Genomic DNA, 24,472 nt, shown 5'->3' on the forward strand with positions numbered 1-24,472 from the left:
CCGAAAACTCACAGGAAAGAAAAGCCGATGCCGGCACCGGGGTACCAGTGATCTTTGGGCACTTCGGGATAGTATACGAACTTACGGCCTGCGTCAAGCGAGAGCTGCGCCAACGAACTAGCAACGTGCGCGTTGTCGCTGAGCAGAATGCCGGTAGGGGTTAACTTCGGGAGCACGACTTTATACTCTTCGAGTTCGTAAGTTGCGGAGTGGTCGCTGTCGTTGATAAACAGGTCGATGGGCTTGTCGAAGGCTTTCAGACTGGTGATCGAGTCGCCGTACAGCACTTGGCCCACTTCCTTGTAAATGCCGTCGAGCAGGTAGCCCGCTTTCGGGGCGATGTCGGTGCCGTAATAGCGACCCGGTGCGCCTTCGGCCCGGTTGCGGAGTAAGGCCGAACACAGCAAGACCGCACCCAGTCCTTTGTCGACACCCGTTTCGATAACGACACCCGGCTTCATGATTCGCACGAGCGCATACCAGCCCAGCCGACGACCAAACTCGACGCGCAGATCGGCCACGCGCCGGTACGACGACGTTCGGGTTTTTTCCAGCACATAGTCGCGCAGGGCTTCGTCGGTTTGTGCCTCGCGAAAATACTGCTGCACCGTTGCCGGCGATACCCCTGATACGACCGCTACCGTGTGCGCCAGATAAAGCAGACTATCGTCGGTAAGGGCGTAGGTGTAGTTGGTGTCTTCCCGTGAGTCGACGCTCCAGCGCAGAATCTGTCCGTAGCGATAGTTATAGGCGCGGGTAGCCTGCCGAAGCCGGGGCAGGTAGTTGACCACCCGCGACTTGCGAATTTTATAAAGTCGGTCGAGGCCGAACAGATCGATCAGTAGTTTGCGCATACATCGGTAGATGAAAGAAAAAAGAGGAAAGAAGAACGATCGAACGGGAATGACCACGCGTCTTTCTTCTGGTATCTTTTCTCTTTCTTCTCAAAAGACAAAGATAGGCGATGTTAGCGAACCCGGCGGATACGTTGCCAGATGGTTGCGGCCATACTGCTGGCGTCGGACGACAGGTTCAGGCCAATGATGCCGCCGACAAACAAGCCGGTTATCAGCGCTGACCGCCACGCCATGTCGAGCAGTGTCTGCCAGATCGGGACGGTCGGGGCGGGGTAAGGAATCTGTACTGCTACCCACCAGACGACGAGACCCAGGGCGATAACGGCTGCATTGTGCCAGGTGAACGGCTGCATGCGAAAGGCAAAGCCGACAAACAGGGTACGGGCGAGGTTGAACAACCCCGTTGCCAGTGCTGCACCGATGGCCGCCCCCGTAATGCCGTACTGCGGAATAAGCGCGAGGTTAACGGCGATGGTGATAAAAATCAGCCCGATGAAAAACAGCGAATCGTAGGCGTAGTACCGCGAGGTCGATAGAATCATACCGTTGACACCCGTTGCCATGTCGAAAAGCTTGCCCAGCCCCAGCCAGAGAATGACGTAATAGCCGGCTTCGTAGCCTGCGGGCAGAAACCGAAACACGCCCGGTAGGTTAGCCGCCACACCGACGAACACCAGACAACCGGCAACCAGCTGATTCAGGCAGCTCTTGCGGTAAATCATCCGGATGTTATCAAGGTCGTTGGTTTTCCAGGAGTCGGCGATGAGCGCCCCCGACACTTTATACAACGCCGTGGCCGGTACGGCGATGACAGCTGCGAAGTACGACGCTGTTCCGTAGATACCCGTATTGTCCAGCCCGAGCTTATCGGAAATCATAACCTTGTCGATTGCCAGAATAACCTGCGATGACAGAGCCGTAGCCAGACTCAGGGCCGAATAGCGGACGATGTCACTGCGTAGTTGAGCCGTAACGGAAACGAATCGATGATCCAGAAAAAAGGCATCGTCGCGGATGACCTTGGCTATCATCAGCATCGCTGCCAGCAGGAAAGCCGTGAGCCAGAGGTATAGAAACTGCTCGAACGTCAGCCAGCCGAACCAGTAACACACGCCCGACGCCAGAATCAGAACACGCAGCACAAACTGCTGGAGTAGCGTACCGGTAACGGGGTCGTAGAGTAGCCGGGCGTAGTTATCGAATACAGAGAAAATCAGCGTAAAGAGCGTCAGCGGAATGAGCAGGTAGTAGTAATCGACAAACAGGGGCGAGTCATTGCTATAATTGGCGAGTACCAGCGGGCGGGCCAGCCAAAGCCCCAGTACGCTCAACCCAAAACCGGCCAGCATCGTCACGAGACTGATAAGCAGGTAGCCGTTGTGCTGTCGGTCGGCATTACGGAAATAGGTGAAGTAGCGACCACCGGCGCTGTTCAGACCCAGCGTACTGGCCTGCGTCAACACCTGCGCCAGCGATACTAGTAACGTCAGTAGCCCAATTTCGGCTTTGTCAAAAAGGTACGGAAAAAACAGACCCTGCGTCAGGAAACCCACGGCCACGCCTGCATACGTGTACACCGAACTCTGTATGGTCTGCCGTTTGATGATGCCCATGGATTGAATAATCGAGTGATAGAAGGATTGAATGGTTGAGTGAATGGGCGCGTAAGGCAGTCAATCACTCACTCATTCGATCACTCAATCATTCCCCATGAAAGTGCCGTTCCGGCTGCGATGTCCTGAGTGGCGGTTTTGCCCAGAATATCGTCGTAATAGCGGGTGTGCAGGCCGTTGGCGGGGCGAATGCTACGGACGGTATCGGGTGTGAACGATTCGCCCGCTTTCATGTCGCGCACGACGTAGAGTGACCGTTTGAATTGCAGGCTTTTGCACTCTTTGGGTGTCAACGTGTAGCTGACGTGACCCAGTGCCAGTTTGGCCCGTTCAGTTTCGATAACCAGTGCTTTCAACTCATCGGGTTCAAGCGAGAACGCGGAGTCGACACCGCCATCGGCCCGGCGCAGCGTGACGTGTTTTTCCAGTACGACGGCCCCCAATGCGACTGCGGCCACAGCCGCGCCGATTCCCATGGTATGGTCAGATAAGCCCACCGATACGTCGAAGAGGGTACTCATGTGCGGAATCGTAAGCAGGTTGGTGCTTTCGGGCGTGGCTGGGTAGGTGCTCGTGCATTTCAGCAGTACCAGTTCCGTGCAACCATTCTCGCGCAGCACCCGTACCGACTCTTCCAGATCGGCTACCGATGCTACACCCGTACTCATGATAACAGGCTTGCCGGTCCGTGCCACTTTTTTGAGCAGGATATGATCGGTGTTCTCGAACGACGCGATTTTATACAGCGGCACGTCGAGCGATTCCAGAAAATCGACAGCAGTCGTATCGAAGGGCGAACTGAACGGAATCAGTCCCCGCTTCCGGGCGTGTTCGAAAATGGGCTTGTGCCACTCCCAGGGCGTGTACGCGTCCTGATACAGTTTGTAGAGGTTTTTATCAGCCCAAAGCGACTTGTCATCGCGGATATAAAACTCCTCTGACCCACCGTTGAACGTAATTGTGTCGGGCGTGTAGGTCTGAAGCTTGATCGCCTGCGCACCGGTGTCGGCCACCGCATCGACAATCTCCAGCGCCCGGTCGAGTGACTGATTATGGTTTCCCGACATTTCAGCGATTACAAAAGGCCGGGCATCGGGGCTAATCGTATGGTGAGCAACCTGAATCGGTTGGGTTCTGCTCATGGTGTATTCACGTAAAGCAAGCTCATTTTGCCGCTTGCTGGATCTGTAAATTTACCGGTTTCTCCTAAGAATGTAAATCCGGCCTGCTCGAAGGCCCGGATCGATGCTCGATTGTCGGGTTTAATGTACGCATGAATTGGCACGTCGCCCCACTGCTTTCGACAGGCTGCATACCCCTGCTGAATTAGTTGACTGGCCAGCCCCTGCCCACGGAATGATGCATCCACCGATAGGCCGATGATTACTTCGTCGGGCATGTCGGCTTCGGGTTGTCGCTCAAATCGAACCTGCCCGACGGGCTCACCGGCTTCGTTTTCAAACACCAGCAGCAGGGCGTTGGCGTCGATCAGTTTGCGCGTAAACCAGTTTGCGTGCGTTTCGGGCGAAATAGGGTTACTGGTAAACGACTGTCGGCGTGTATCGGGATCGTTGGCCCAGTCGAAGTACAGGGCGGAGTCGTCGGGTCGGGCGGGTCGGTAGGTGAGGGTCATGGGTGAATGCTGTCGGAGGCAATTAATGAAACAACGCCCGGAAACGATCGGGTGATCGGCCATCGAAATAACGGCGCTGATTGGCCAGCGACTTTTCGATCTGCTCAGGGGTAAACTGCATCGACTGGATGGCGAGTTTGAGCATCGTTTTCAGTGAAATAGATGGGTCCATTCGACTGAGTAGCTGCGGAAAATGTACGGACAACGCTAATTTTTCGTCGCTCAGGAAACGGGCAATACGGTCCTGATTATCGGCTGTCAGGATACCGATCAGTGGGCGATTGACGGCGCAGACTTCGTACGCAATCGTGCTGCAGGCGGTGATGGCCAGACTACATTGCCTCAACTCTACTACCATCTGACCGGCGTCCAGGTTTTGTAGAACGGTCAGATTGGGTAAAGTGGCTTGCAGGGTATCGATACTGGCGCGGTGCGCATACAGTGGCCCCAGTACGAGTCGGATCGCCTGCTTCGGATCGAGCTCATGGATGGCCTGCACGACGGTCAGCGAATAATTAGCCGGGTCGGCCCCGCCCAGACTGACGAAATACGGCCCATCGACCGGAGTTGGACCAAAGCCTTCCGGGTTCAAAAACGGTGGCCGTAACAATGCATACAGCGGTCCCAGGCAGAAAGTAGTATCTGGGTCGGCGTCATAGTCGGCTGGTGTAACGTTGCCCGCGTGGTTGATGATGACGTCGGCAGTCTGATGACCGTCCACCAAATCGTCAATAAAATACAGCCGTTTTACCCGCGCTTTGATCGTCTGCTGGTATGCACTGTCGAACGAGTACCCGTCTAGCACAACCTGATCCTGTTCGTTGAGCAAGGTCAGCAAGTCAGTGTCCGCAGTAGCTGCGGTTAATGCGATTACCCGAACACCCGTCTGCTCAAGCATCGACTGTACGGCCGGGTCGGGTTCTATGATCGCCATATACCGGTCAACCGACGGACCAAGTATGTTTGCCAGCGCCAGGCAGCGCATGACGTGGCCCAGCCCAATTTGACTATTAGCGTCGGCGCGGAAAATGATTCGGTTCATATGAATTGTGTAACCCAGACCCGCCCGGCGGCCCGGTCCAGGTCTGGTGGCCGTCAGGCCAATAAAGCTGCCGCTATAATCAGTTAGCCTACGGCTACCAGACGTGGACCCGTGCCGGCGGACCGGTCTGGGCTACTCTTTATGCATCAGTCGGTATTTAAATTCTGCGATCAGCCAGTCTTCTTCGGTGTCGATGTCGTGAGCATGTAACTCGGGGATGATCAGTCCGCCAGCGTTGTCGGTGATCAGTCTGCCGGTTTTCTGGAACACGTTTGGGCGGAATACGTAGAACTGTCCGGCATCGTGGTAAGCAGGTTCGAGATCCTGCGAACGGGTCAGCGCGTAGTCGGGGTTGAGCCAGGCCACGCGATTGTCGCGTACCGTAATCGCCCGCTGTACGGCGAAACTAAACCGTTGCACCGGGTAAACCGTATCAAACTGCCGATCAACCAGCAGGTCGACGGCGCGTTTGAGCAAATCGGCTGTGACAAATGGGGCGGTCGGGTACAGGCAGCATGCTAGCTCGAACGACTGACCCAATTGCGCATATTGCTCGAGTACTTCGGTCAGAACGTCGGCAGTCGTTGCATAGTCGTCGGCGGTCGTTGCGTGTCGGCGAAACGGTACCGACGCGCCGTACTGCCGGGCAATGGCTGCAATCTCGTCGTTGTCGGTCGAAACCATCACATCATCAAACAGGCCCGACTGCCTGGCCGCGTCGATGCCGTAAGCCAGAATGGGCTTGCCCAGAAAGGACCGGATGTTCTTGCGGGGGATGCGTTTGCTGCCGCCCCGCGCCGTGATGATCGCAATGGCTGTCATAGGATGACCTCACCCCCAACCCCCTCCCGCGACGGCGGACCGCCTAAAACAGGAGAGGGGGCTCTTCCAGGGATAGCGTTTATGTAATTAATTTTTACGTAAAAGGTACATGACGTCCTGATTGCCGCTCTCCGCCTGATTGATATAGGGATACAGCGTCTGTTTCTCCAGTGTCAGGGCGGGGAACTGCTGCTGGAACAGCGCGGCATAATCGGCTTTCCAGAGAAAACCATCGTTACCCCGATACGGTACGCTGGTCAGCGACGGACTGTAGTATTCGAAGCCCCAGATGTACTGCCGGCTACAACGAACCATCTCACCCATGATGCGGGGCAGATCGTCGGGGGCGATATGAATCAGGACGCCATTCGTGCAGACCAGGTCGAAGAAACCATCGCGGAAGGGTAAGTCAAAACCTGACCCCTGAACGATGTTGATGCCCTGCGTCTGCTGCTTCGCTTTCTCCACCGCGTAGGGCTGTAACTCGACGCCGTAGAGGTTGGTGAAGCCCATGTCCTGCAAACCACGCAGTTGCATACCCGTGTTGCAGCCGACCTCCAGAATGCGGGCGTCTCGGGGCAGATCAGCCAGAAAAGCCGCGTTCATGTCGGTCTTGGTAAGCCCCCAGTTCTGCCGGTAAAAGTCGTCCCATTCGGCTCGGTCGCGGGTATTACGGTCGGTATAGCTTTGGCCGAAGTCACCGGCCCAGAATTGTTCCTGTTGGGTCATAAATGGTTTTTAGTTTACGGTCTCCGGTTTACAGTTCTCTGTCAGACAATTTCCATAGCGGTAACCTACCGTGCGACGGACCGAGCCACAGCGGCCGCCGTAAACTGAAAACTGTAAACCGAAACCCCTTATTTCAATCCCAATTTTACCGACTCGATCACGTAGGCCTGCTCGTCGGGGGTGAGGGTGGGGAACATGGGGAGACTCAGGCAGCGGGCGTAGTAACGCTCGGCGTGCGGGAAGTCGCCGGGTTGCCAGCCAAACTGCCGGTAGTACGGCATCAGATGCACCGGTATGTAGTGTACCTGTACCATGATGTTGCGGCTCCGCAGAAAGTCGTATAACCCCTTCCGGTCGTCGGTCTGCACAACATAGAGGTGATAGGCATGGCCGACGTTGGCCGGTGGGACGATGAGGTCGAGGCCGGGCGTGTTGGCGAAGGCTTCGTCGTACCGGCGAGCGATAGCGGCCCGCTCGGCAAACATCGTATCGGCACGGCCGAGCTGACTCAGGCCCAGAGCTGCCTGGAAATCGGTCAGGCGGTAGTTGTAGCCCAGTTCCTGCATCTCCATGTACCAGCCCCCGCGCTCCGGTTCGCCCGGATAGGGCTCCGTAAAGTCACCGGCTTTGTTGGTGATGCCGTGGGTGCGTAGGCGCAACAGGTGATCGTACAAGGTTTTGCTAGCCGTCGTAATCATGCCCCCCTCGCCAGCCGCAATGTGCTTGACGGGGTGGAAGCTGAAAATCGCTAGATCGGCCAGTGAGCCGTCGCCACAGCGGTGCGTCTGTCCGGTTGCATCCGTGAAAAAGCCGCCCGGTGCATGACAACTGTCTTCGATCAGCCACAGCCCATGCGCATCGGCCAGTGCGCGGAACTCGTCCATCGGTACCGGATAACCCGCGAAGTCAACCGGGATGATTCCCGAGAAATACCCCGCCGGATGCTGCTCGATCAACGCCCGTACGGCGTCGATGGAGAGCAGCGCGGTCGTCGGGTCGATATCGGCAAAGTACACCTCGCCCCCGCAGTACCGCACGCAGTTGGCCGAGGCCGAAAAGGTAATGGGCGTGGTAATGACGCGTGTCCCCGGACCAACGCCGAGTGCCATGCAGCACAGGTGCAGGGCGGCTGTCCCATTGGCAACGGCAACGGCGTAAGGTGCGTTGACATACTGCGCGAAGGCTTCTTCGAACTGCGCAATGGTCGGACCCTGCGTCAGGAAAGGGCCGCGCAGCACAGTATTGACGGCGGCAATATCTTCGTCGGTAATATGCTGCCGACCGTACGGAATCGGTTTTTCAGGCATTGGTTCAGTTTTTTGTAGAGACGCGACCCTTCGCGTCTCGATACCCGGATGGTATCACCGCCGGATGGTTTGGCTGATACCAAATGTCTCAGTAAAACCATCCGGCTACTGAGACGCGAAGGATCGCCGGTCCGCCGGTGCGGTCTCTACACAGAAAAATCAGCGTCAACGTGCTGGCGGACCTGATCGCGGAGTTGATCGACGGTTAGCCAGTCGGTGTTAGTGCCGGAATTGTATTTGAAGCCCATCTCGACCTGCCGACCGTTGAATGCCTCCATGTACTCGTCGGTGCTCCAGATCGGCGTCGACGGGGTGATGACGTAGTATTTGTCGGTCTCGATCGTGTTCAGCGCGTCGGTTTCGGTAATCATCTCCTCATGTAGCTTCTCGCCCGGCCGGATACCCACCAACTTCTGCTCACAGTCGGGGCCGATGGCCGTGGCTACGTCGGTGATGCGGTACGACGGAATTTTGGGAACGTAGATTTCACCACCCCAGGCATGCTCCAGGGCGTACAGCACCATTTCGACACCCTCTTCGAGCGAGATGTTGAACCGCGTCATGTCAGGATGCGTGATGGGCAGTACACCGTCTTTGCGCTTTTCCAGGAAGAACGGCACCACCGATCCCCGCGACCCGATGACATTACCATACCGTACGACCGAGAAACGCAGGTCGCGGCTGCCTTTCGCATTGTTGGCGGCCACAAACAGCTTGTCGGAACAAAGTTTGGTAGCGCCATAGAGGTTGATGGGTGCAGCCGCTTTGTCGGTCGAGAGCGCCACGACCCGTTGGACACCCATGTCCATGGCCGCGTTGATGACGTTCTCCGCCCCGAACACGTTGGTTTTGATGCACTCGATCGGGTTGTATTCAGCCGCCGGAACCTGCTTGAGCGCAGCCGCGTGTATGATGACATCGATGCCTTCGCAGGCCCGCCGGAGTCGGTCGGCATCGCGCACGTCGCCGATGAAAAAGCGAATCGACTTGTATTTTGATTGCGGATAATACTGACTCATCTCGAACTGCTTCAGTTCGTCGCGCGAGTAGATCACCAGCCGTTTCAGATTCGGATAGCGCTGGTAGACCATCTCAACGAACTTCTTACCGAACGAGCCGGTACCGCCCGTAATCAGAATGGATTTATTGGTTAAATCGAGCATAAACAAATGGACGGGTTAGGCCGGTTGCGACAGCGGGTCGGGACCGGGTGCCGGGGTAGTAACAGCAGGTGAGGGTTGTGAAATAACGACGCGGGGGAAGGCGTCGATGTAGCTTTTTACGCTGGCGTTCAGTACCGACACACCGCGATAACGGGCGTAGGCCTGCAGGCGTTCATACCCCCGAAAGACTTTATGCAGGGAAAGAAACTGCGACGCCATCGACCAGGTCTGCTGCTGAGCGGCATCGGCATAGACGGGCACGTGCGCGACCTTGCTGGCATCTTCGTAAAAATGTGTCTGCTGCATCAGCAACTGATTCTGATCGCTGACCCGAATCTGCTCATGCCAGGACGTATCGGCCCCGAATAGGTAGATCGTTGAAAATCGGCGATTGATCATCAGGGCCAGCGTGGCGATAATCACGTTCTGCGACTGCATCATGCCAAAACCGTTGGCGCACAGCCAGAACGTCAGCCGCTGGAATCCGTCGACGACCGTGTAATTGAACCAGGCGATGGCGATGCGCGGATTTTTCTCGGCGAGCAGGCGCAGCAGGTAAGATCCTTTGGCGAACTGCGGTACGTAAAGCGTCATCGGCCAGTCGACCTGCTCAACAAAGGCGGTGATGGTCTGCCGGATGTCGGGCCGCTCGTCGGGTCCACCCTGGTAGGTAAAATAGGACGGGTCGAACAGGACGTAATTTTGCGGCTTAAGCTGCGCGAATACGGGCGAATGCGCGAAATTGTTTACGCAGACAAGCTCGGTCTGGCGTAGAAAGTCGGAGTGCAGCGCGAGCGACTGATTGAGCGAGGGGCCGTTACCCAGCACCGAACAGATCGGCTGGCGTGGGGCGGGCAGGCGGGTGCGGTGCTGAAGCCGGACGGCTACCTTGAGCAGCGACAGCAGCGATGCCAGCAGGTTGCTTACCCATTGATTTACCGACTTGAATCCGCGTTCAATCATACTGTTGCTCACGTTGGGCGTAAGCCTTTTTCGACAAAAGTAACGAAAAAAACGGCACGGCTGTCCGGGGCGTCGATGGCGTCAGAGCAGCCGTTCGACGGTTGTTTTCAGGGATGTCTGCGCGCCAAGATTACGCTTGAACTGCATCAGACTGGGTTTGGGGGTGCGGTCGCTGTTGAGCGAAACCCCTAAATCCAGGAGCGCGATCGATTGCTGCTGGCAATACGTCCACAGGCCATCAATCAGCAGCACCATCGGACTGTAGGCATCGTAGGCCGGGTCGGAAACGGGCAGGAAATGATAGAGGATACCGGGGCTGACCCGCACGGCAACCACGAGTGCGATAAGCCGGCCAACGTCCCATACGCCGAATAGGGGAAAGCGGTCGGGAAAGGTTTGAATGAGTTTAGTAAGCTGCGCTGGCGCTATGGTCTGTGCATGGTTACGCTGCTGATGTATCCGTTCGATAAAAGTAGTCGCTACAAAAATGTCGGGCGGAAACCATTGGGCAAACCGAAATCCGGCGGCTCGGCATTTGCGCAATCGACGCTGTTCGGCGGAGATAATGCGTTGCTCGAATGGCTGCTGGCTGACAGTCAAGTGGAAATTCTCGTACGTAGCCGTCGTTCGAAAGCCATGCCGGGCGAGCTGGTCTAGTAGCCGGGTGGTCTGTTCGGGTGCGTAACAGCCAGGGTAATTGACGAGCCGTATCGACGTAGCCCCTGTCGTTTCAGCCAATTTGATAAGTCGCTGAATCAGCTCTACCAGGACTGTATCCGGTAGATCGGGGACAAATTCGATCGAGCCAAACGGCGCTGCCAGCGGGCTGACGACCTGTTGGTCATGCTGGAAAAACGTGCACCGGCCATCGATATATCCAGTTAGCTGATTGACTGCCAGAATAGTATGAGCCGTGTTGCCCTGCTGACGGAGATGAGCGGGTTCGTTGAAGAAAAAACCGGGTTGGCTGAACGCACGCGTATCGGCCAGATCAATCCCACAGGCTGATTCGATGACATGCGATACGATGATTGACAAATTGGGTGGCGATAGCTGCATAAAGTGACACCCCTGCAAAAACCACGCGGGTTTAGCGAATCAGCAATAACGGGCCGTGCTGTTTTTCGATGGTCGTTTGCCGATTGCGGGTCAGCTGGTAGCGGACGGTCCAGGCGTATTCGCCGGCAGAACAAGGTTGCCCCCGAAAGAGACCGTCCCAGCGAAAGGGTTCCTCCTGCGTTTCGAAAATAACTTCGCCCCAGCGGTTGACGATCAACAGCGACTGAATCGTGATGTCGCCACAGCCGGTCGTGATAAAGGTGTCGTTGAGGCCATCGTCGTTGGGAGAGAAGCTGTTCGGCGCGTACAGCTGGCAGTCGCAGCCGCTGTAGTCGATGCTGACGGAGTCGGTCAGGGTGGCGCACTCGTTTTGGACCGTCGCCCGAAATACGTCCGTATGACTGACCTCCCGGTTAGCCGACAGAAAGCCGTCCTGCCACTGAAACCGGCCGTTGGTCACGTCGGGACTGATGATGTAGGTTTGTGTACCGCACAGCGTCTGATCGGGGCCAAGGTCGAGTGTCGGTGGTGGTACGTAACGGATCTGAATGGCGTTGAGTACGGCGCAACTGCCTTGCGTAACGCTGACCGAGTAGCTGCCGGGCTGCTCCACCAGCAATGTCCGTTGCCGTGATCCGTCCTGCCAGCGGTAGGTTGCGCCCGTAATGTCCGGGGCCGCTAGCTGAAGCGACTGACCAAGGCAAAGGGTGGTATCGCGTCCCAGCGAAAAATCAAGGGCGTAATTGACGCGAATGGAGTCGGTCAGGGCTTTACAGGCTGTAACGACCGTGACGGAGTATTTGCCGGGCTGCGTGACCTGTAGCGTTGGCTTGATGCTACCGTCGCTCCAGCGATAATCGATGGCCCCCGGTGTGGTAGCGTCGAGTTCGTAGCGGTCATTGCGGCTGCACAGTGTCTGGTCGTTGCCCAAGTCAAGCGTAACGCGGGTTAGCGAGATGTCGTCGACGAACAGGTAATAGGAGCCAAGGAAAGGCGGGTCTTTGTAGAAACTGCCAATGGTCAGGTATTCTTCGCCACCCCGCGCCGTAATTGTCCCGCTGATACGCTGCCATTGCAGCCGACCCACCGATGCCTTCGGCGTGTTGTCGAGTACCTGCGGACTGGCGTTGATTCGCTCGGTTGAGCCGGGATTTAGGGCGGGTTCCTTGGAAACGTAAGCGCCGAAGGTTTCGGTGATGTATTTACCCGGCGTATCAGTCGCAACGAACAGTTCGAAATAGTAGCACTCGTCGGCTTTCAGCGGCTGCGTCAGGCGAATGCCCATGTATTCGGCCCAGCCCCGATCGAAAAACAGGTGCCCTAATCCCTGGCCGGAATGGGGTGGCAGTAGCATCTGCCCGAAGTCGAAACAGCGGTGGTAAAAGTCGGGAGTCGCGCGGCTGGGGTTGTACCAGGGAACGGCTTCGGCCAGCAGATTGTCCTGCCGGGGGCAGGTGCGGTAGGTTTCGAAACTACCGTTCGGTACGAGGTTCTGTGCCCCGACACAGACCGGCAGTAGGATAATCAGTCCTAGTAAAAGCCCCGTATACCGTCGCTGCATAAAATCTGACCGTTCGGGGTTCGCTGGGTTGGCTTCGTGAACGTCAGATGTCGAAGATACAGATTTTTCGTCGGATAATACAAGGTAAATCGACAGGATTACAAGATTGACAGGACTTCTGCGATAGAAAAATCCTGTCAATCTTGTAATCCTGTCGAAAACACAGTACCCTCCGGAGACTTAGTACCCTTCGTTTTGCGTCAGGTAGCCGGGGATGTTCGAGGCACCGTCGATGGCTGTTTGCGGGATGGGGAAAAGCCGCTTCCGTACGTCGGTGTTGGTTTTTTCCGTCCAGGTACCCTCGTACTTACCGAAACGAATCATATCCGTCCGGCGCACCATTTCCCAGTACAGCTCGAAGCCACGTTCGCGGAATAGCAGGTCGAGGTTCATGCTCGTCAGGGCTGGGGGCGCAGTCGGGAATGTACGGGCCGCGCGAACCGTGTTCACATCAGCAAGCGCACTAGCGGCATCGTTGCTTTTGCGCAGTTTCGCTTCGGCCCGCATCAGGTATACGTCGGCCAGCCGGAGGATCGAAATGTCCGCGTCGCCGAGGTTACGGCCGCTGGTCGATTTCTTGCTGAATTCATACTTCTCAACCCGGTAGCCGGTGTTGTAGTCGCTGCCGGCTACGGTGAAGTTTACCTGTTCGGTGAAATTCACCGGTACCGTAGGCAGGTTACGGGTTACGTTGAACAGCTTGCCGACCTTGTAATTGCCATTCGCGCAGCGTACAAACGCACCGTTGACGCGCAGCAAGCCGTACTGCTGACCCCGTAGAATCCCCCGGTTGATGTTATAGTCATTGGCCGATACACACGAGTCAGCCGGATTGCTGTAGATCGACATATTTTGCCGGTAAAAACGCGGGTCGACCGTGGGGTCTTTCGGCGAATAGGCCTGCGCCCAGCTCTGGTAAAAGTCGGGCGTAATCGCTGGTCCGTCGGTGCCGTTAGCGGCCGGGTAAGCGGGAATCGGAAACTGGTTGCCCGACAGCGAGAAGTAGGCCAGCCGGTTGTTTCCGTTCAGCTCCGCGCGTTGGTCGACGGCGAAAATCAGCTCCTTATTGCTATGGTTGTCCTGGTTGAAGATTGTGAAGTAATCGCTCACCAGCTGGTACTGACCCGAGTTGATAATCTTGTCGCAATACTCGACTACCTTGTCCATGTCGGCCGACTGGAACGTAAACGATGTGGCCGTCCGGTTGCGGTACACGGCCGCGTTCAGGTACATCCGCGCCAGCAGTCCCCAGGCAGCGCCTTTGCTCAGCCGACCGGGGCCAACCGTTGTCAGCAAGTTAGGTTCTACCGCCAGCAGTTCGCTCAGCACGTAGTTGTAAGCCGCTTCACCCCGCAGGATCGCCGACGTACTTTGCGGATCTTCTTTTACGAACACGATACCGAACAGGTCGAGCAGCATCAGGTTGTAATACGCCCGCATCCCCCGTGCTTCGGCCAGGTAAACCTGCGCGCTGCCGTCCTTAACGGTTGGCAAGGCACTGATCGCCGAAACCGACCGCGACAGGCTTTGGACGAGGTTGTTCCAGGTGCTCAGCAGGTTTGGGTCCGTGCTGGTCGTGGTATGCTGGTGCAGCGCCAGGTAGATACCGTTGTCGCCCCAGTCGGTACCACCCCGGTACGGCAGAATAGCCTCATCGGTCGAGATTTCCTGGAGGGCGAAGTAGTTGGTATGCAGGAAGATATTAGGCAGTAGCGCGTAAACCGGCGCAATGTTGCCGTCGGCCAGCTGCTGATTCGACAGACCCGATACCGACGCTTCGTCGAGTACGTTCTCGGTCAGATTGGTGCAGCTATACGACCCCGTCAGGGCAACAGCTGCGAGTATGGAAAGGAGTTTCTTTTTCATCTTTATGAGGGTATACAGTATTCCGTTTTCGGTATACGGTGGAAGTGTAGCCTAGACCCGCGCCGTTGGACCGGTCCACGTCCGGGTGGGTGCGATAGTAACCAAAATAGTTACCACCTGCGAGCGTTGCCCTGACGGGCACCCGGACGTGGACGTCCAGGCTACATGATACGCGTCAGCTACCGTATACTGAAAACTGAATACCGCATACCGTTTTTAGAATGTCAGATTCAGGCCAACGATAACGGTCCGGGCTTTGGGGTAGGCGAGGTAGTCGATACCGTACGAGATGACACCGTTGATCGCCTGGTTGCCGTTGACTTCCGGATCGTAGCCGTTGTACGGCGTGATGACGAACAGGTTCTGTCCCGTTACCGACAGGCGGATGTTGTTAACCCAGCGGTTCATGCCGATGGCCTTGGGGTTCAGGTTGTAGCCCAGGGCGAGGTTGTTGAGCCGGAAGAAACGGCCGTCTTTCAGGAAGCGCGTCGATACCGGAGCCGAGTTGTTGATTGATTCCTGCGAATACTGGATGGCTTCAGGCGTTACGTTCAGACCTTTCGACAGCCGCAGCTTGTAGAAGTTGGCGTTGGCCGTATTGTCGTACACCATGTTGCCCGACACCCCGTTAAAGTTGATCGCCAGGTCGAAGCCTTTGTAGGCCAGTGTACTGTTGATGTTGAACTGCTTCGTCGGCAGGGCGCTGCCAGCGGCAATCCGGTCTTTATCCGTAATGATACCATCACCGTCGACATCGCGATAGGTGCTGATGCCCTTCTCATCGAAGCCGGTAAACTCTTTCAGGAAGAACGTACCGATCGGCTGGTTGTTGATGTAGCCGTTGATAGTCGCCGACGTCAAGCCCGATCCGTTGGCCGAACCCGACGTGATGACCGAGTAGGGTGAGTTCGTAACGACGTTCTTGATGAACGTGATGTTACCGCCGATGTCGAAACGGAATCCGCTTTGGCTGCTGTACCGGTAGTTCAGGTCCAGTTCAAGGCCCTGGTTGGTAATCCGCATGTCGGGTACGTTGGTCCAGTAGGTGCTGGCGGGTTGAACGGGGTCAGCCGGGATCACCTGCAACAGAATCTTCTCCGACACTTTCCGGAAATAATCGACCGAACCCGACAGGGCACCGTTGAAGACGGCGAAGTCAACACCCAGGTCGCTCTGTGTCGATACTTCCCACTGAATGTCGGGGTTGGCCAGACGCGTGTACGAAATACCGGCCGGGTAGCTGCTCGAACTGTTGAGCGGGTAACTCGTCGTACCCGACACCTGCGCGGTGTACAGGGCTTGCGTAATCTTGGCCGGAATTTCCTGGTTACCCGTCTGGCCCCAGCCTGCGCGCAGTTTCAGATCGGTGAACGGACCTGACTTCAGGAAGTCTTCGTCCGACAGACGCCAGCCTGCCGAGAACGAGGGGAAGATACCGTACTTGTTGTTCGAACCGAACTTGCTCGACCCGTCGGCGCGTACCGTAGCCGTCAGCAGGTACTTGTCTTTGAAGCTGTACGTGGCCCGGCCGAAGAACGACTGAAGCTCGTTCTGAATCGCGTAGCCACCTGGCTGGTTGTTGGCCAGCGTCAGATCCTGCCCCAGACCGGGATTGTAAATCGGCTCGACGGGTGTAATCGGGAATTTGTTGATGCTCCAGTTACGACCCTGTATGAAAAACTTCTGGTATGAATGACCGAGCAACGCCGTCAGGTTGTTATTGCCCCGGTTCAGCGTGTAAGTGAAGTAGTTCTCAACCAGCGTGTTGCGGTTGTTTGTGTAATAGCTGTCCAGACGGCCATCCTGCTGGGGTACTGCGTTCGCCAGCGACTGAATGTCCTGCGTAGCGTTCGAATAATCCAGCCCAACGTTCAGTTTGTAGACCAGGTTTTTCAGGATTTTGAACGAGGGCGATATGTTCGCAATAACGCGTGTGGTGGCGGTCGCGTCTTTGTTCAGGTTGAGCGCGATGATTGGGTTAACACCGCCTTGATACTGGAATGGCGCGCCGGTTGAATCGTAAGCAGGGTACGTTGGGTTGGCTGCGATGGCACTACCAATCAGGTTGCCGATGGGCGGACGCTGATTGTCGGTGTAGGCGGCATTCAGGTTGACATCCAGCGACAGCCGGTCTTCCAGCAACTGCTGCGTAACGTTGATACGGCCCGTGTACCGGTTCAACTGGCTGTTTTTCAGAATCCCCTGCTGGCTCTGCACACCTACCGAGCCAAAATACGTCAGCTTCTGCGAACCACCGTTGAAACCGAGGTTGTAATTCTGCGTGATAGCCGTGCGGCTCACCACTTTTTGCCAGTCGGTCGAAGCGCCACGGTCGTCCAGAACGCCACCCAGGGCCGTTACGCCTTGCCGGAAGTCGTTCGCGTTCAGTACGTTCAGTGGGCGGGCCATCTTCGAGATACCCACGCTGGTCGACAACGTCAGGTTCGACGTGCCCGACTTGCCTTTTTTGGTGGTAATCAGCACCACGCCGTTCGCACCCCGCGCCCCGTAGATCGAGGTAGCCGACGCATCTTTCAGCACGTCGATGCTCTCGATGTCGTTGGGGTTCAGGAACGTCAGTGGGTTGGTCGCACCGCCCGTACTTGAATTGTCGAGTGGCAGACCGTCGAGTACGAACAGGGGCGTACTACCCGACCGGATACCACCCGGTCCGCGAATGGTGATGGTCTGGTTGCTTCCCGGCTCACCGCTGGCCGAGGTTACGTTGACACCCGCGATTTTACCCTGAATCAGCTGTTCCGGCGAGTTGATAATCCCCCGGTTAAAATCGGCGCTTTTGATCGACTTGATCGAACCCGTCATGTCGCGTTTGGTCGTGCTACCGTAGCCGATAACCACCACCTGGTTCAGTTCCGACGCCGACGATTTCAGCCCGACGTTGATAGCGGTCTGGTTGCCCACGACGACTTCCTGCGATACGAAGCCGATGAAGCCGAAGACCAGCGTTACGTTGCCGTTGGGTACCGACAGGCGATAGTTGCCGTTGGCATCGGTCGTGGTACCGCGCTGCGTGCCTTTCACGACGACGCTACAGCCCGCGAGGGCCTCGCCCGTTGCCGCGTCGGTCACCTGACCCGTAACCGTCACATCCGCAACGGACAGCCGGGTCGTGACGGCCAGGGCCGGATTTTTTGCCTGAGTTGTTAGCGTTAACAAACTCAATAACGTGCAAACAACTGTCCATCGCGGAAACTTGAGCGATGTTAAGAACAGGTACATGTTTATAGTCATTGTTGATTAGATTGGGGTCGCAAATTTCTGGTCTACAGCGGCCGTTTTGTAGCCGATCGTATATATTTAAAAATTTAATAATATAGGAAAAGGACAAACGGCGGTGCCCGGCTGAGAATATGCATATATGGCAGGTTAGGGGGGTAAATTATTGACAATGAACGGTGTGTGGTACGCTGGGGCAGATCGCGCAAAGATGGGAAAATTGCAGTAAGTTGTGAAATAATATAAAAGTAGCTGTTCGGGTAGCTAACCGATAGATCAATAGTTAAAACAATAGGGACATAAAGCAGTAGCCGGTTTTTGCGTCAGCGTACTTGTTTAAAAAACAATCGGTACCTGTTAAGAAAAATAAAGAATATAAGTAGTCGCTGGTAATACAGGGGTAATACGGGTCGGCGTGCGGAATTAGCACAAGCAGTTAGCTTTGTATGTTTTTCCCCAGTCAAGTGCCCGTATGAAAACAGTTCTCTCTGCTCTGCTCGTTTGCCTTACCATACACGTTTCCCGTGCGCAACGTCCTGTCGATTATAGTGGCCAATTGGCGGCTGGCTACGAACTGGGTGTTATCCCCGGTCTGCAAACGCTGGACAATGCGCTGAATTTCGCCGTCATCGGCGACTGGGGGCGACAGGGGGAATTTCACCAGCGGGAAGTGGCGCTACAGATGGCGAAGGCAATGGCCGGGCTGGGTGGTAGTTTCATCATCTCAACCGGCGACAACATCTACCCGCAGGGCGTCGCCAGTGTGCAGGACCCACTCTGGCAAAGTAGCTTCGAGCAGGTCTATCACTACGCCTGGCTTCAGCGCGACTGGTACGCTATCCTCGGCAACCACGATTATTACGGCAACGTCGATGCGCAGATCGAGTACGGCAAAATCAGTCGGCGGTGGCACATGCCGGCCCGGTATTACACGATGAAAAAGCGACTGTCGGGCGGAAAAACTGTGCAGTTCGTTTTTCTGGATACCAACGGACTGGAAAACGGCTACTACAATGATCCGGAAATGGCGGGTGAATTGAGCAGGCAGGATACGACTGCTCAACTACGCTGGCTGCGCGAAACCCTTGCCGACGCTGACCCCAGCATCCGGTGGCGCGTTGTTGTGGGACATCATCCACTCTATACAGCAGGAAAACGGGTAGCGGTCTCCGGTCCGGTGCGCAGTAAGCTGGAGCCGATTCTGAACCAGTACAAAGTCGACGTATACCTGTGTGGGCACGACCACGATTTGCAGTACAACAAGGCCGCCGGGCCAACGCATCACTTCTTGTCGGGAGCCGGTTCGGAACTGAGCAATGTACCGCATCAGATGCCCTGGAATGTATTTTACAAGGGTGTTAACGGCTTCATGACGTTCTCCGTTCAGCCCGATCAATTCCTCGTCCAGATTATCGACGCCAAAGGGGCTATCCTATACACGAAGCTGATTCCGAAGGGGTAAAGAGCGGTTTACAGTTTACGGTATTCGATGTAGCCCAGACCGGGACCGGGTCGCCGGCCACCACGCGGTGGCCGCGATAGCGACCGAAAAAGCTGCCGCCTGGCATAGTTGCCCTAACGGGCATCAGACCGGGAGGTCTGGGCTACACGCTAGGCCCCGTGTGACGGATCGCACCACGGTGGCCACCGTAGACCGTAAACTGACTACCGTAAACCTACCGCTTCTTCCGACTGCAAACCTGTTCGTAGACGAGCTGCATAATCCCGTCTTTCAGGCCCAGATCGGGAACCATGATCGTACTGGCACCGGCCCAGCGCATCACCGATATGTAAATGTCGGCGGCTGGTACGATTACGTCGGCCCGGTCGGCGTTCAGGCGAAGTTTATTGATCCGGTCATCCTGACTGAAGCTGGCCACGTAATTACGGATACGCTCGATTTCTTCCAGCGTTGTCGTTGCATCGGAAAGCTTGGCCGCCATGTTGAACAGCTTGCTGATGTTGCCCCCCGTTCCGACGGCTACTATTTCCTGGCTGGCGTCCATGTGTTCTTCGACCCAGTCCTGCATTTTACGCCAAGCTCCTTTGGTTTCCTTGCCTTCCAGCAACCGGACCGAACCGATCTTGAACGATTTCGACGCGATCTTCGTCCGGTGCTGGTACAGGTTCAGCTCGGTGCTGCCTCCACCTACGTCGATGTGAACATACTGCCGATCGTCGAGCGACTGTACGACGACGTTATTGATCAGTTGGGCTTCCTTCTGACCGTCGATAATGTGAATCTTTATTCCGGTTTGCGCTTCGATGCGTTTGGCAACCTCGTGCCCGTTGTCGGCTTCGCGCATGGCCGATGTTGCGCAGGCCAGACAATGCTCGACCTCGTGCAGCTCCATCAGCAGTTTATAGACCTGCATCAGCTTGGTCGTACGCGCTTCACTCTCGGGTGTCAGTTCGCCGAAGTTGAATACGTCGTGGCCAAGCCGGAGCGGGAAGCGAACGTATTCGACCCGTTTAAAACTCACCTGATCGTCGTTGTGCAGAACGGTCGAGATCTGGAGTCGGGCTGCGTTGGAACCGATGTCAATAGCTGCCAGTTTCATGGGAGACGCACTAGTCGTGACTAAAAGAACGAGCGAAAAAAGGCCGTAAACCCATTCCGCTCGTTCTTACCGGCGCAAAAGTAAGGGTTTTTTGATGGATCAGGGTTTGTCGATGTATCTTTGTCAGTTAAGCATGCCCACCATTCGTTTGGCCACTTTTCCCAGTTTTAGTATTGATACTGAGTTAGCTTAGTCGATCGGATCAAAATACGATTTCTCTTGAAAACAATATACGACCACCTGCGCGACCGCATCCTCGTTCTCGACGGGGCAATGGGCTCTATGATTCAGCAGTATAACCTGACGGAGGAAGACTACCGGGGGGCGCGCTTTGCCGACTGGCCACACGACCTGAAAGGAAATAACGACCTGCTGTCGCTGACACGCCCTGATGTTATTCAGGAAATTCACCGGCAGTATCTGGAGGCTGGTTCTGATATTATCGAAACCAATACCTTCAGCGGTACGTCTATCGCCATGGCCGACTACCGTATGGAGGAGTTGGTCTACGAACTCAATTATGAGTCGGCCCGGATCGCCAAACTCGAAGCCGACGCCATGACGCAGCAAAATCCCGATAAGCCGCGTTACGTTGCCGGCGCGATGGGACCAACCAACCGCACGGCCAGCCTGTCGCCCGACGTAAACAATCCGGCGTATCGGGCCGTAACGTTCGATGAACTGGTTGATGCCTACTACGAACAGGTGCGCGGCCTTGTCGACGGCGGTGCTGATCTGCTGCTGATCGAAACTATTTTCGATACCCTCAATGCCAAAGCCGCGCTGTTTGCGGTCGATAAATATTTTGCGGATCAAGGGAAGCCATCCTTGCCGATCATGATCTCGGGTACGATCACTGATGCCAGTGGTCGGACGTTATCGGGTCAAACAACGGAAGCGTTCCTGTATTCGGTATCGCACCTGCCTTTGCTGAGCGTCGGACTAAACTGTGCGCTGGGTGCCCGGCCCATGCGTCCTTACATCCAGACGCTGGCGCAGGAAGCCCCGTTCTTTACGTCGGCCTACCCCAACGCGGGCTTACCCAATGAGTTTGGCGAGTACGATGAGACGCCCGAAATGATGGCGGAGCAGGTCGAGGATTTTATCCAGAACGGTTTCGTCAACATCGTCGGTGGCTGCTGCGGATCGACACCACCGCACATCAAGGCGATTGCCGACGTCGCGGCCAAATACCCACCTCGTCCGCTGCCGACGCCGGAGCCGTACCAGAAGCTGAGTGGTCTGGAGCCGCTCAAGATTACGGAGCAAACCAACTTCCTGAACGTCGGTGAACGGACCAACGTAACGGGATCGAAGAAATTTGCCCGGCTCATCAAGGAAGGGAACTACGATGAAGCCCTGAGCATTGCGCGGGGACAGGTCGAAGGGGGCGCGCAGGTTATCGATGTCAACATGGACGAAGGTATGCTCGATTCGGTCGAAGCCATGACGACCTTCCTGAACCTGATTGCGTCAGAACCTGACATCGCCCGCGTGCCCATCATGGTCGACTCCTCGAAGTGGGAGGTGATCGAAGCGGGTTTGAAATGTGTGCAGGGGAAAGCGATTGTTAACTCGATTTCGCTGAAGGAAGGGGAGGAAGCGTTCATCGAACGTGCCCAGCTGATCAAACGCTACGGGGCGGCTACGGTTGTGATGGCGTTCGATGAAACCGGGCAGGCCGACTCGTATGAACGGCGTATCGAAATCTGCGAACGGGCGTACCGGATTCTGGTCGACAAAGTCAATTTTGCTCCGCAGGACATCATCTTCGACCCTAACATCCTGACCGTTGCGACCGGTATCGAAGAGCATAATAACTACGCTGTCGACTTTATCAACGCTACCCGCTGGATTAAGGAAAACCTGCCGCTGGCCAAAGTGAGCGGTGGGGTATCGAACATCTCATTCTCGTTCCGGGGGAACGATGTCGTACGGGAAGCGATGCACTCGGCATTCCTGTACCACGCGATCCGTGCCGGTATGGACATGGGTATCGTGAACGCGGGTCAACTGGAAGTGTACGACAACATTCCGAAAGACCTGCTCGAACGCTGCGAAGACGTGCTGCTCAACCGCCGGGACGATGCTACTGAACGGCTCGTCGAATTCGCTGAAACGGTGAAAGCGAAGGGCAAAGCCATTGTGCAGGATGAAAGCTGGCGGCAGGAACCTGTTCGCGAACGGCTCAAACACGCGCTTATCAAAGGCTTAACCGACTACATCGATCAGGACGTTGAAGAAATTCGGCAACAGGTAGCCCGCCCGCTCGACGTAATCGAAGGACCGCTTATGGACGGCATGAATGTCGTGGGCGATTTGTTCGGCGAAGGGAAAATGTTCCTGCCGCAGGTCGTGAAATCAGCACGGGTGATGAAGAAAGCCGTGGCGTACCTGACACCCTTTATCGAAGCGGAAAAGAACGGGTCGGGCTCGTCGTCGGCGGGTAAAATTCTGCTGGCTACGGTTAAAGGCGACGTGCACGACATCGGTAAAAACATCGTCGGCGTCGTGCTGGGCTGTAACAACTATGAAATCATCGATCTTGGGGTAATGGTGCCAACCCAGAAAATTCTGGATGCCGCCCGCGAACACAACGTCGATATTATCGGACTGAGTGGGCTGATTACGCCATCGCTCGATGAGATGGTGGGCGTTGCCCGAGAAATGGAGCGGCAAGGCTTCAAAACACCCCTGTTGATCGGTGGCGCGACAACGTCGCGGATGCACACGGCCGTTAAAATCGACCCGCACTACTCTGGTCCGGTCGTTCACGTCCTCGATGCGAGTCGTAGTGTACCCGTTGCTGGTCGGCTCGTAAGCGATACCGCAGGGACGAAGGAGCAGATCTTTAACGAAATCAAAGCCGAATACAGCAAGCTGCGCGACGATCACAGCCGCCGTCGGCAGGATAAGGCCACGCTGACCATCGAAAAAGCCCGCGAAAACCGGACGCCTATCGACTGGACAGCCTTCGAACCAACGAAGCCGACCTTCCTCGGCAACCGCTACTTCGAGGATTACGACATCGCCGAACTGGTACCTTACATCGACTGGACGCCGTTCTTCCAGACCTGGCAACTGGCTGGTAAGTATCCCGCTATTCTGGAAGATAAGGTTGTTGGTGCTGAAGCGAAACAACTGTTCGCCGATGCCAACAACATGCTGAAAGACATCATCCGAAACAAGTCGCTCAAGGCAAAAGCTGTGGTCGGTTTCTACCCCGCCAACGCGACCGTAGATGATGTACTACTGCACGATTTTGAAGAAGAGCGTCGGCAGGTGGCCTGCGAACGGCACGGGTCGCACGAGCACATTCAGTATAAAATCTCGCGGGCATCGGACGTACAAACGGCTGTCGATGCGGCAGGTGAGCTGATCTACGACACGAAGACAGTGCTGCACTTCCTGCGGCAACAAAACCAGAAAGCGCCGGGCTTACCCAACTATTCGCTGGCCGATTTCGTAGCCCCGCTCGACAGCGGTCGGGAAGATTACATCGGCGCGTTTGCCGTGACGGCTGGGGTTGGTATCGAGCCGCTGCTGGAAGCCTACGAACGCGATCACGACGACTATAATAGTATTATGCTCAAAGCCATTGCCGACCGGCTGGCCGAAGCCTTCGCCGAGCGGATGCACGAGCGCGTCCGGACGGAGTTCTGGCCCTACGCACCCAACGAGCAGTTTACGAACGAGCAACTGGTCAAGGAAGCGTATCAGGGTATTCGTCCGGCACCGGGTTATCCGGCTTGCCCCGATCACACCGAGAAAGGCCCCCTGTTCGATCTGCTCGATGCCGGTAAAATCGGTATCGAACTGACGGAGAGTTTTGCCATGTACCCGGCTTCGTCGGTCAGTGGGTTCTACTTCTCGCACCCCGCATCGACTTATTTCGCGCTGGGTAAGATCAACAAGGATCAGGTACACGACTACGCCCTGCGTAAAGACATGCCGCAGGACGAACTCGAACGCTGGCTGGCCCCCGTGCTCAATTACGACGCGTAGTGGTAAAACGACAAAACACAAGGAAGCCCGACCGTCTGGCCGGGCTTCCTTGTG

17 protein-coding genes are annotated in these 24,472 nt (G+C 56.1%); 2 read left to right on the top strand and 15 right to left on the bottom strand.

Going from position 1 to position 24,472, the window contains the following annotated elements; translation table 11 throughout:
* Nucleotides 1–8: 8 nt before the first annotated feature.
* From CLV58_RS07700 to CLV58_RS07765, 14 genes are all read right to left on the bottom strand, one after another.
* Nucleotides 9–854 carry a class I SAM-dependent methyltransferase gene (locus tag CLV58_RS07700; protein WP_106137206.1) on the bottom strand — a complete coding sequence of 282 codons (846 nt, stop codon included), beginning with the start codon at nucleotides 852–854 and terminating at the stop codon, nucleotides 9–11.
* Between the two features lie 113 nt (nucleotides 855–967).
* Complete coding sequence (locus CLV58_RS07705) at nucleotides 968–2,470, bottom strand: lipopolysaccharide biosynthesis protein (RefSeq protein WP_106137207.1); 1,503 nt, start codon at nucleotides 2,468–2,470, stop codon at nucleotides 968–970.
* Nucleotides 2,471–2,550: 80 nt separating this feature from the next.
* A complete protein-coding gene (gene pseI, locus CLV58_RS07710) occupies nucleotides 2,551–3,612 on the bottom strand; it encodes a pseudaminic acid synthase (RefSeq protein ID WP_106137208.1) in 1,062 nt (353 codons plus the stop codon).
* A complete protein-coding gene (locus CLV58_RS07715; protein WP_106137209.1) occupies nucleotides 3,609–4,103 on the bottom strand; it encodes a GNAT family N-acetyltransferase in 495 nt (164 codons plus the stop codon). The genes pseI and CLV58_RS07715 overlap by 4 nt, the downstream gene beginning before the upstream one ends.
* Before the next feature lie 22 nt (nucleotides 4,104–4,125).
* The gene (gene pseG, locus CLV58_RS07720) at nucleotides 4,126–5,145 is read right to left on the bottom strand and encodes a UDP-2,4-diacetamido-2,4,6-trideoxy-beta-L-altropyranose hydrolase (protein WP_106137210.1); all 1,020 of its coding nucleotides are present in this window, start codon (nucleotides 5,143–5,145) and stop codon (nucleotides 4,126–4,128) included.
* Nucleotides 5,146–5,277: 132 nt separating this feature from the next.
* On the bottom strand, nucleotides 5,278–5,967 hold the full coding sequence (pseF, locus tag CLV58_RS07725; protein WP_106137211.1) for a pseudaminic acid cytidylyltransferase: 690 nt from the start codon (nucleotides 5,965–5,967) through the stop codon (nucleotides 5,278–5,280).
* An 87-nt stretch (nucleotides 5,968–6,054) separates the two neighbouring features.
* Entirely contained in the window at nucleotides 6,055–6,696 is a 642-nt protein-coding gene (locus tag CLV58_RS07730; protein ID WP_106137212.1) for a pseudaminic acid biosynthesis-associated methylase, read from the bottom strand.
* Nucleotides 6,697–6,824: 128 nt separating this feature from the next.
* Nucleotides 6,825–8,003: a UDP-4-amino-4,6-dideoxy-N-acetyl-beta-L-altrosamine transaminase gene (gene pseC / locus CLV58_RS07735; RefSeq protein WP_106137213.1), complete on the bottom strand. Its 1,179-nt coding sequence runs from the start codon at nucleotides 8,001–8,003 to the stop codon at nucleotides 6,825–6,827.
* 146 nt (nucleotides 8,004–8,149) lie between these two features.
* Nucleotides 8,150–9,166, bottom strand: coding sequence for a UDP-N-acetylglucosamine 4,6-dehydratase (inverting) (gene pseB / locus CLV58_RS07740; RefSeq protein ID WP_106137214.1), 1,017 nt, complete (start codon nucleotides 9,164–9,166; stop codon nucleotides 8,150–8,152).
* 15 nt (nucleotides 9,167–9,181) lie between these two features.
* Complete coding sequence (locus tag CLV58_RS07745; RefSeq protein WP_106137215.1) at nucleotides 9,182–10,129, bottom strand: hypothetical protein; 948 nt, start codon at nucleotides 10,127–10,129, stop codon at nucleotides 9,182–9,184.
* An 81-nt stretch (nucleotides 10,130–10,210) separates the two neighbouring features.
* On the bottom strand, nucleotides 10,211–11,188 hold the full coding sequence (locus CLV58_RS07750) for a GNAT family N-acetyltransferase (RefSeq protein ID WP_106137216.1): 978 nt from the start codon (nucleotides 11,186–11,188) through the stop codon (nucleotides 10,211–10,213).
* 31 nt (nucleotides 11,189–11,219) lie between these two features.
* Nucleotides 11,220–12,749: a T9SS type B sorting domain-containing protein gene (locus CLV58_RS07755; RefSeq protein ID WP_106137217.1), complete on the bottom strand. Its 1,530-nt coding sequence runs from the start codon at nucleotides 12,747–12,749 to the stop codon at nucleotides 11,220–11,222.
* Between the two features lie 180 nt (nucleotides 12,750–12,929).
* Nucleotides 12,930–14,615 (bottom strand): RagB/SusD family nutrient uptake outer membrane protein, encoded by a 1,686-nt coding sequence (locus CLV58_RS07760; RefSeq protein WP_106137218.1) that lies wholly within the window; start codon nucleotides 14,613–14,615, stop codon nucleotides 12,930–12,932.
* Nucleotides 14,616–14,831: 216 nt separating this feature from the next.
* Nucleotides 14,832–17,867, bottom strand: a complete 3,036-nt coding sequence (locus tag CLV58_RS07765; protein WP_425443498.1) for a SusC/RagA family TonB-linked outer membrane protein — start codon at nucleotides 17,865–17,867, stop codon at nucleotides 14,832–14,834.
* 457 nt (nucleotides 17,868–18,324) lie between these two features.
* Between CLV58_RS07765 and CLV58_RS07770 the strand changes: the two genes are divergently transcribed.
* Nucleotides 18,325–19,314 carry a metallophosphoesterase gene (locus CLV58_RS07770; RefSeq protein ID WP_106137220.1) on the top strand — a complete coding sequence of 330 codons (990 nt, stop codon included), beginning with the start codon at nucleotides 18,325–18,327 and terminating at the stop codon, nucleotides 19,312–19,314.
* A gap of 214 nt (nucleotides 19,315–19,528) precedes the next feature.
* On the opposite strand, the gene CLV58_RS07775 is transcribed toward CLV58_RS07770, so the two are convergent.
* Nucleotides 19,529–20,413: a Ppx/GppA phosphatase family protein gene (locus CLV58_RS07775; protein ID WP_106137221.1), complete on the bottom strand. Its 885-nt coding sequence runs from the start codon at nucleotides 20,411–20,413 to the stop codon at nucleotides 19,529–19,531.
* A gap of 219 nt (nucleotides 20,414–20,632) precedes the next feature.
* Here CLV58_RS07775 and metH point away from each other — a divergent pair, with 219 nt between their 5' ends.
* Nucleotides 20,633–24,418, top strand: coding sequence for a methionine synthase (metH, locus tag CLV58_RS07780; protein ID WP_106137222.1), 3,786 nt, complete (start codon nucleotides 20,633–20,635; stop codon nucleotides 24,416–24,418).
* Nucleotides 24,419–24,472 lie beyond the last annotated feature (54 nt).

This window comes from Spirosoma oryzae, from assembly GCF_003002825.1.
In the GTDB taxonomy this organism is placed as follows: domain Bacteria; phylum Bacteroidota; class Bacteroidia; order Cytophagales; family Spirosomataceae; genus Spirosoma; species Spirosoma oryzae.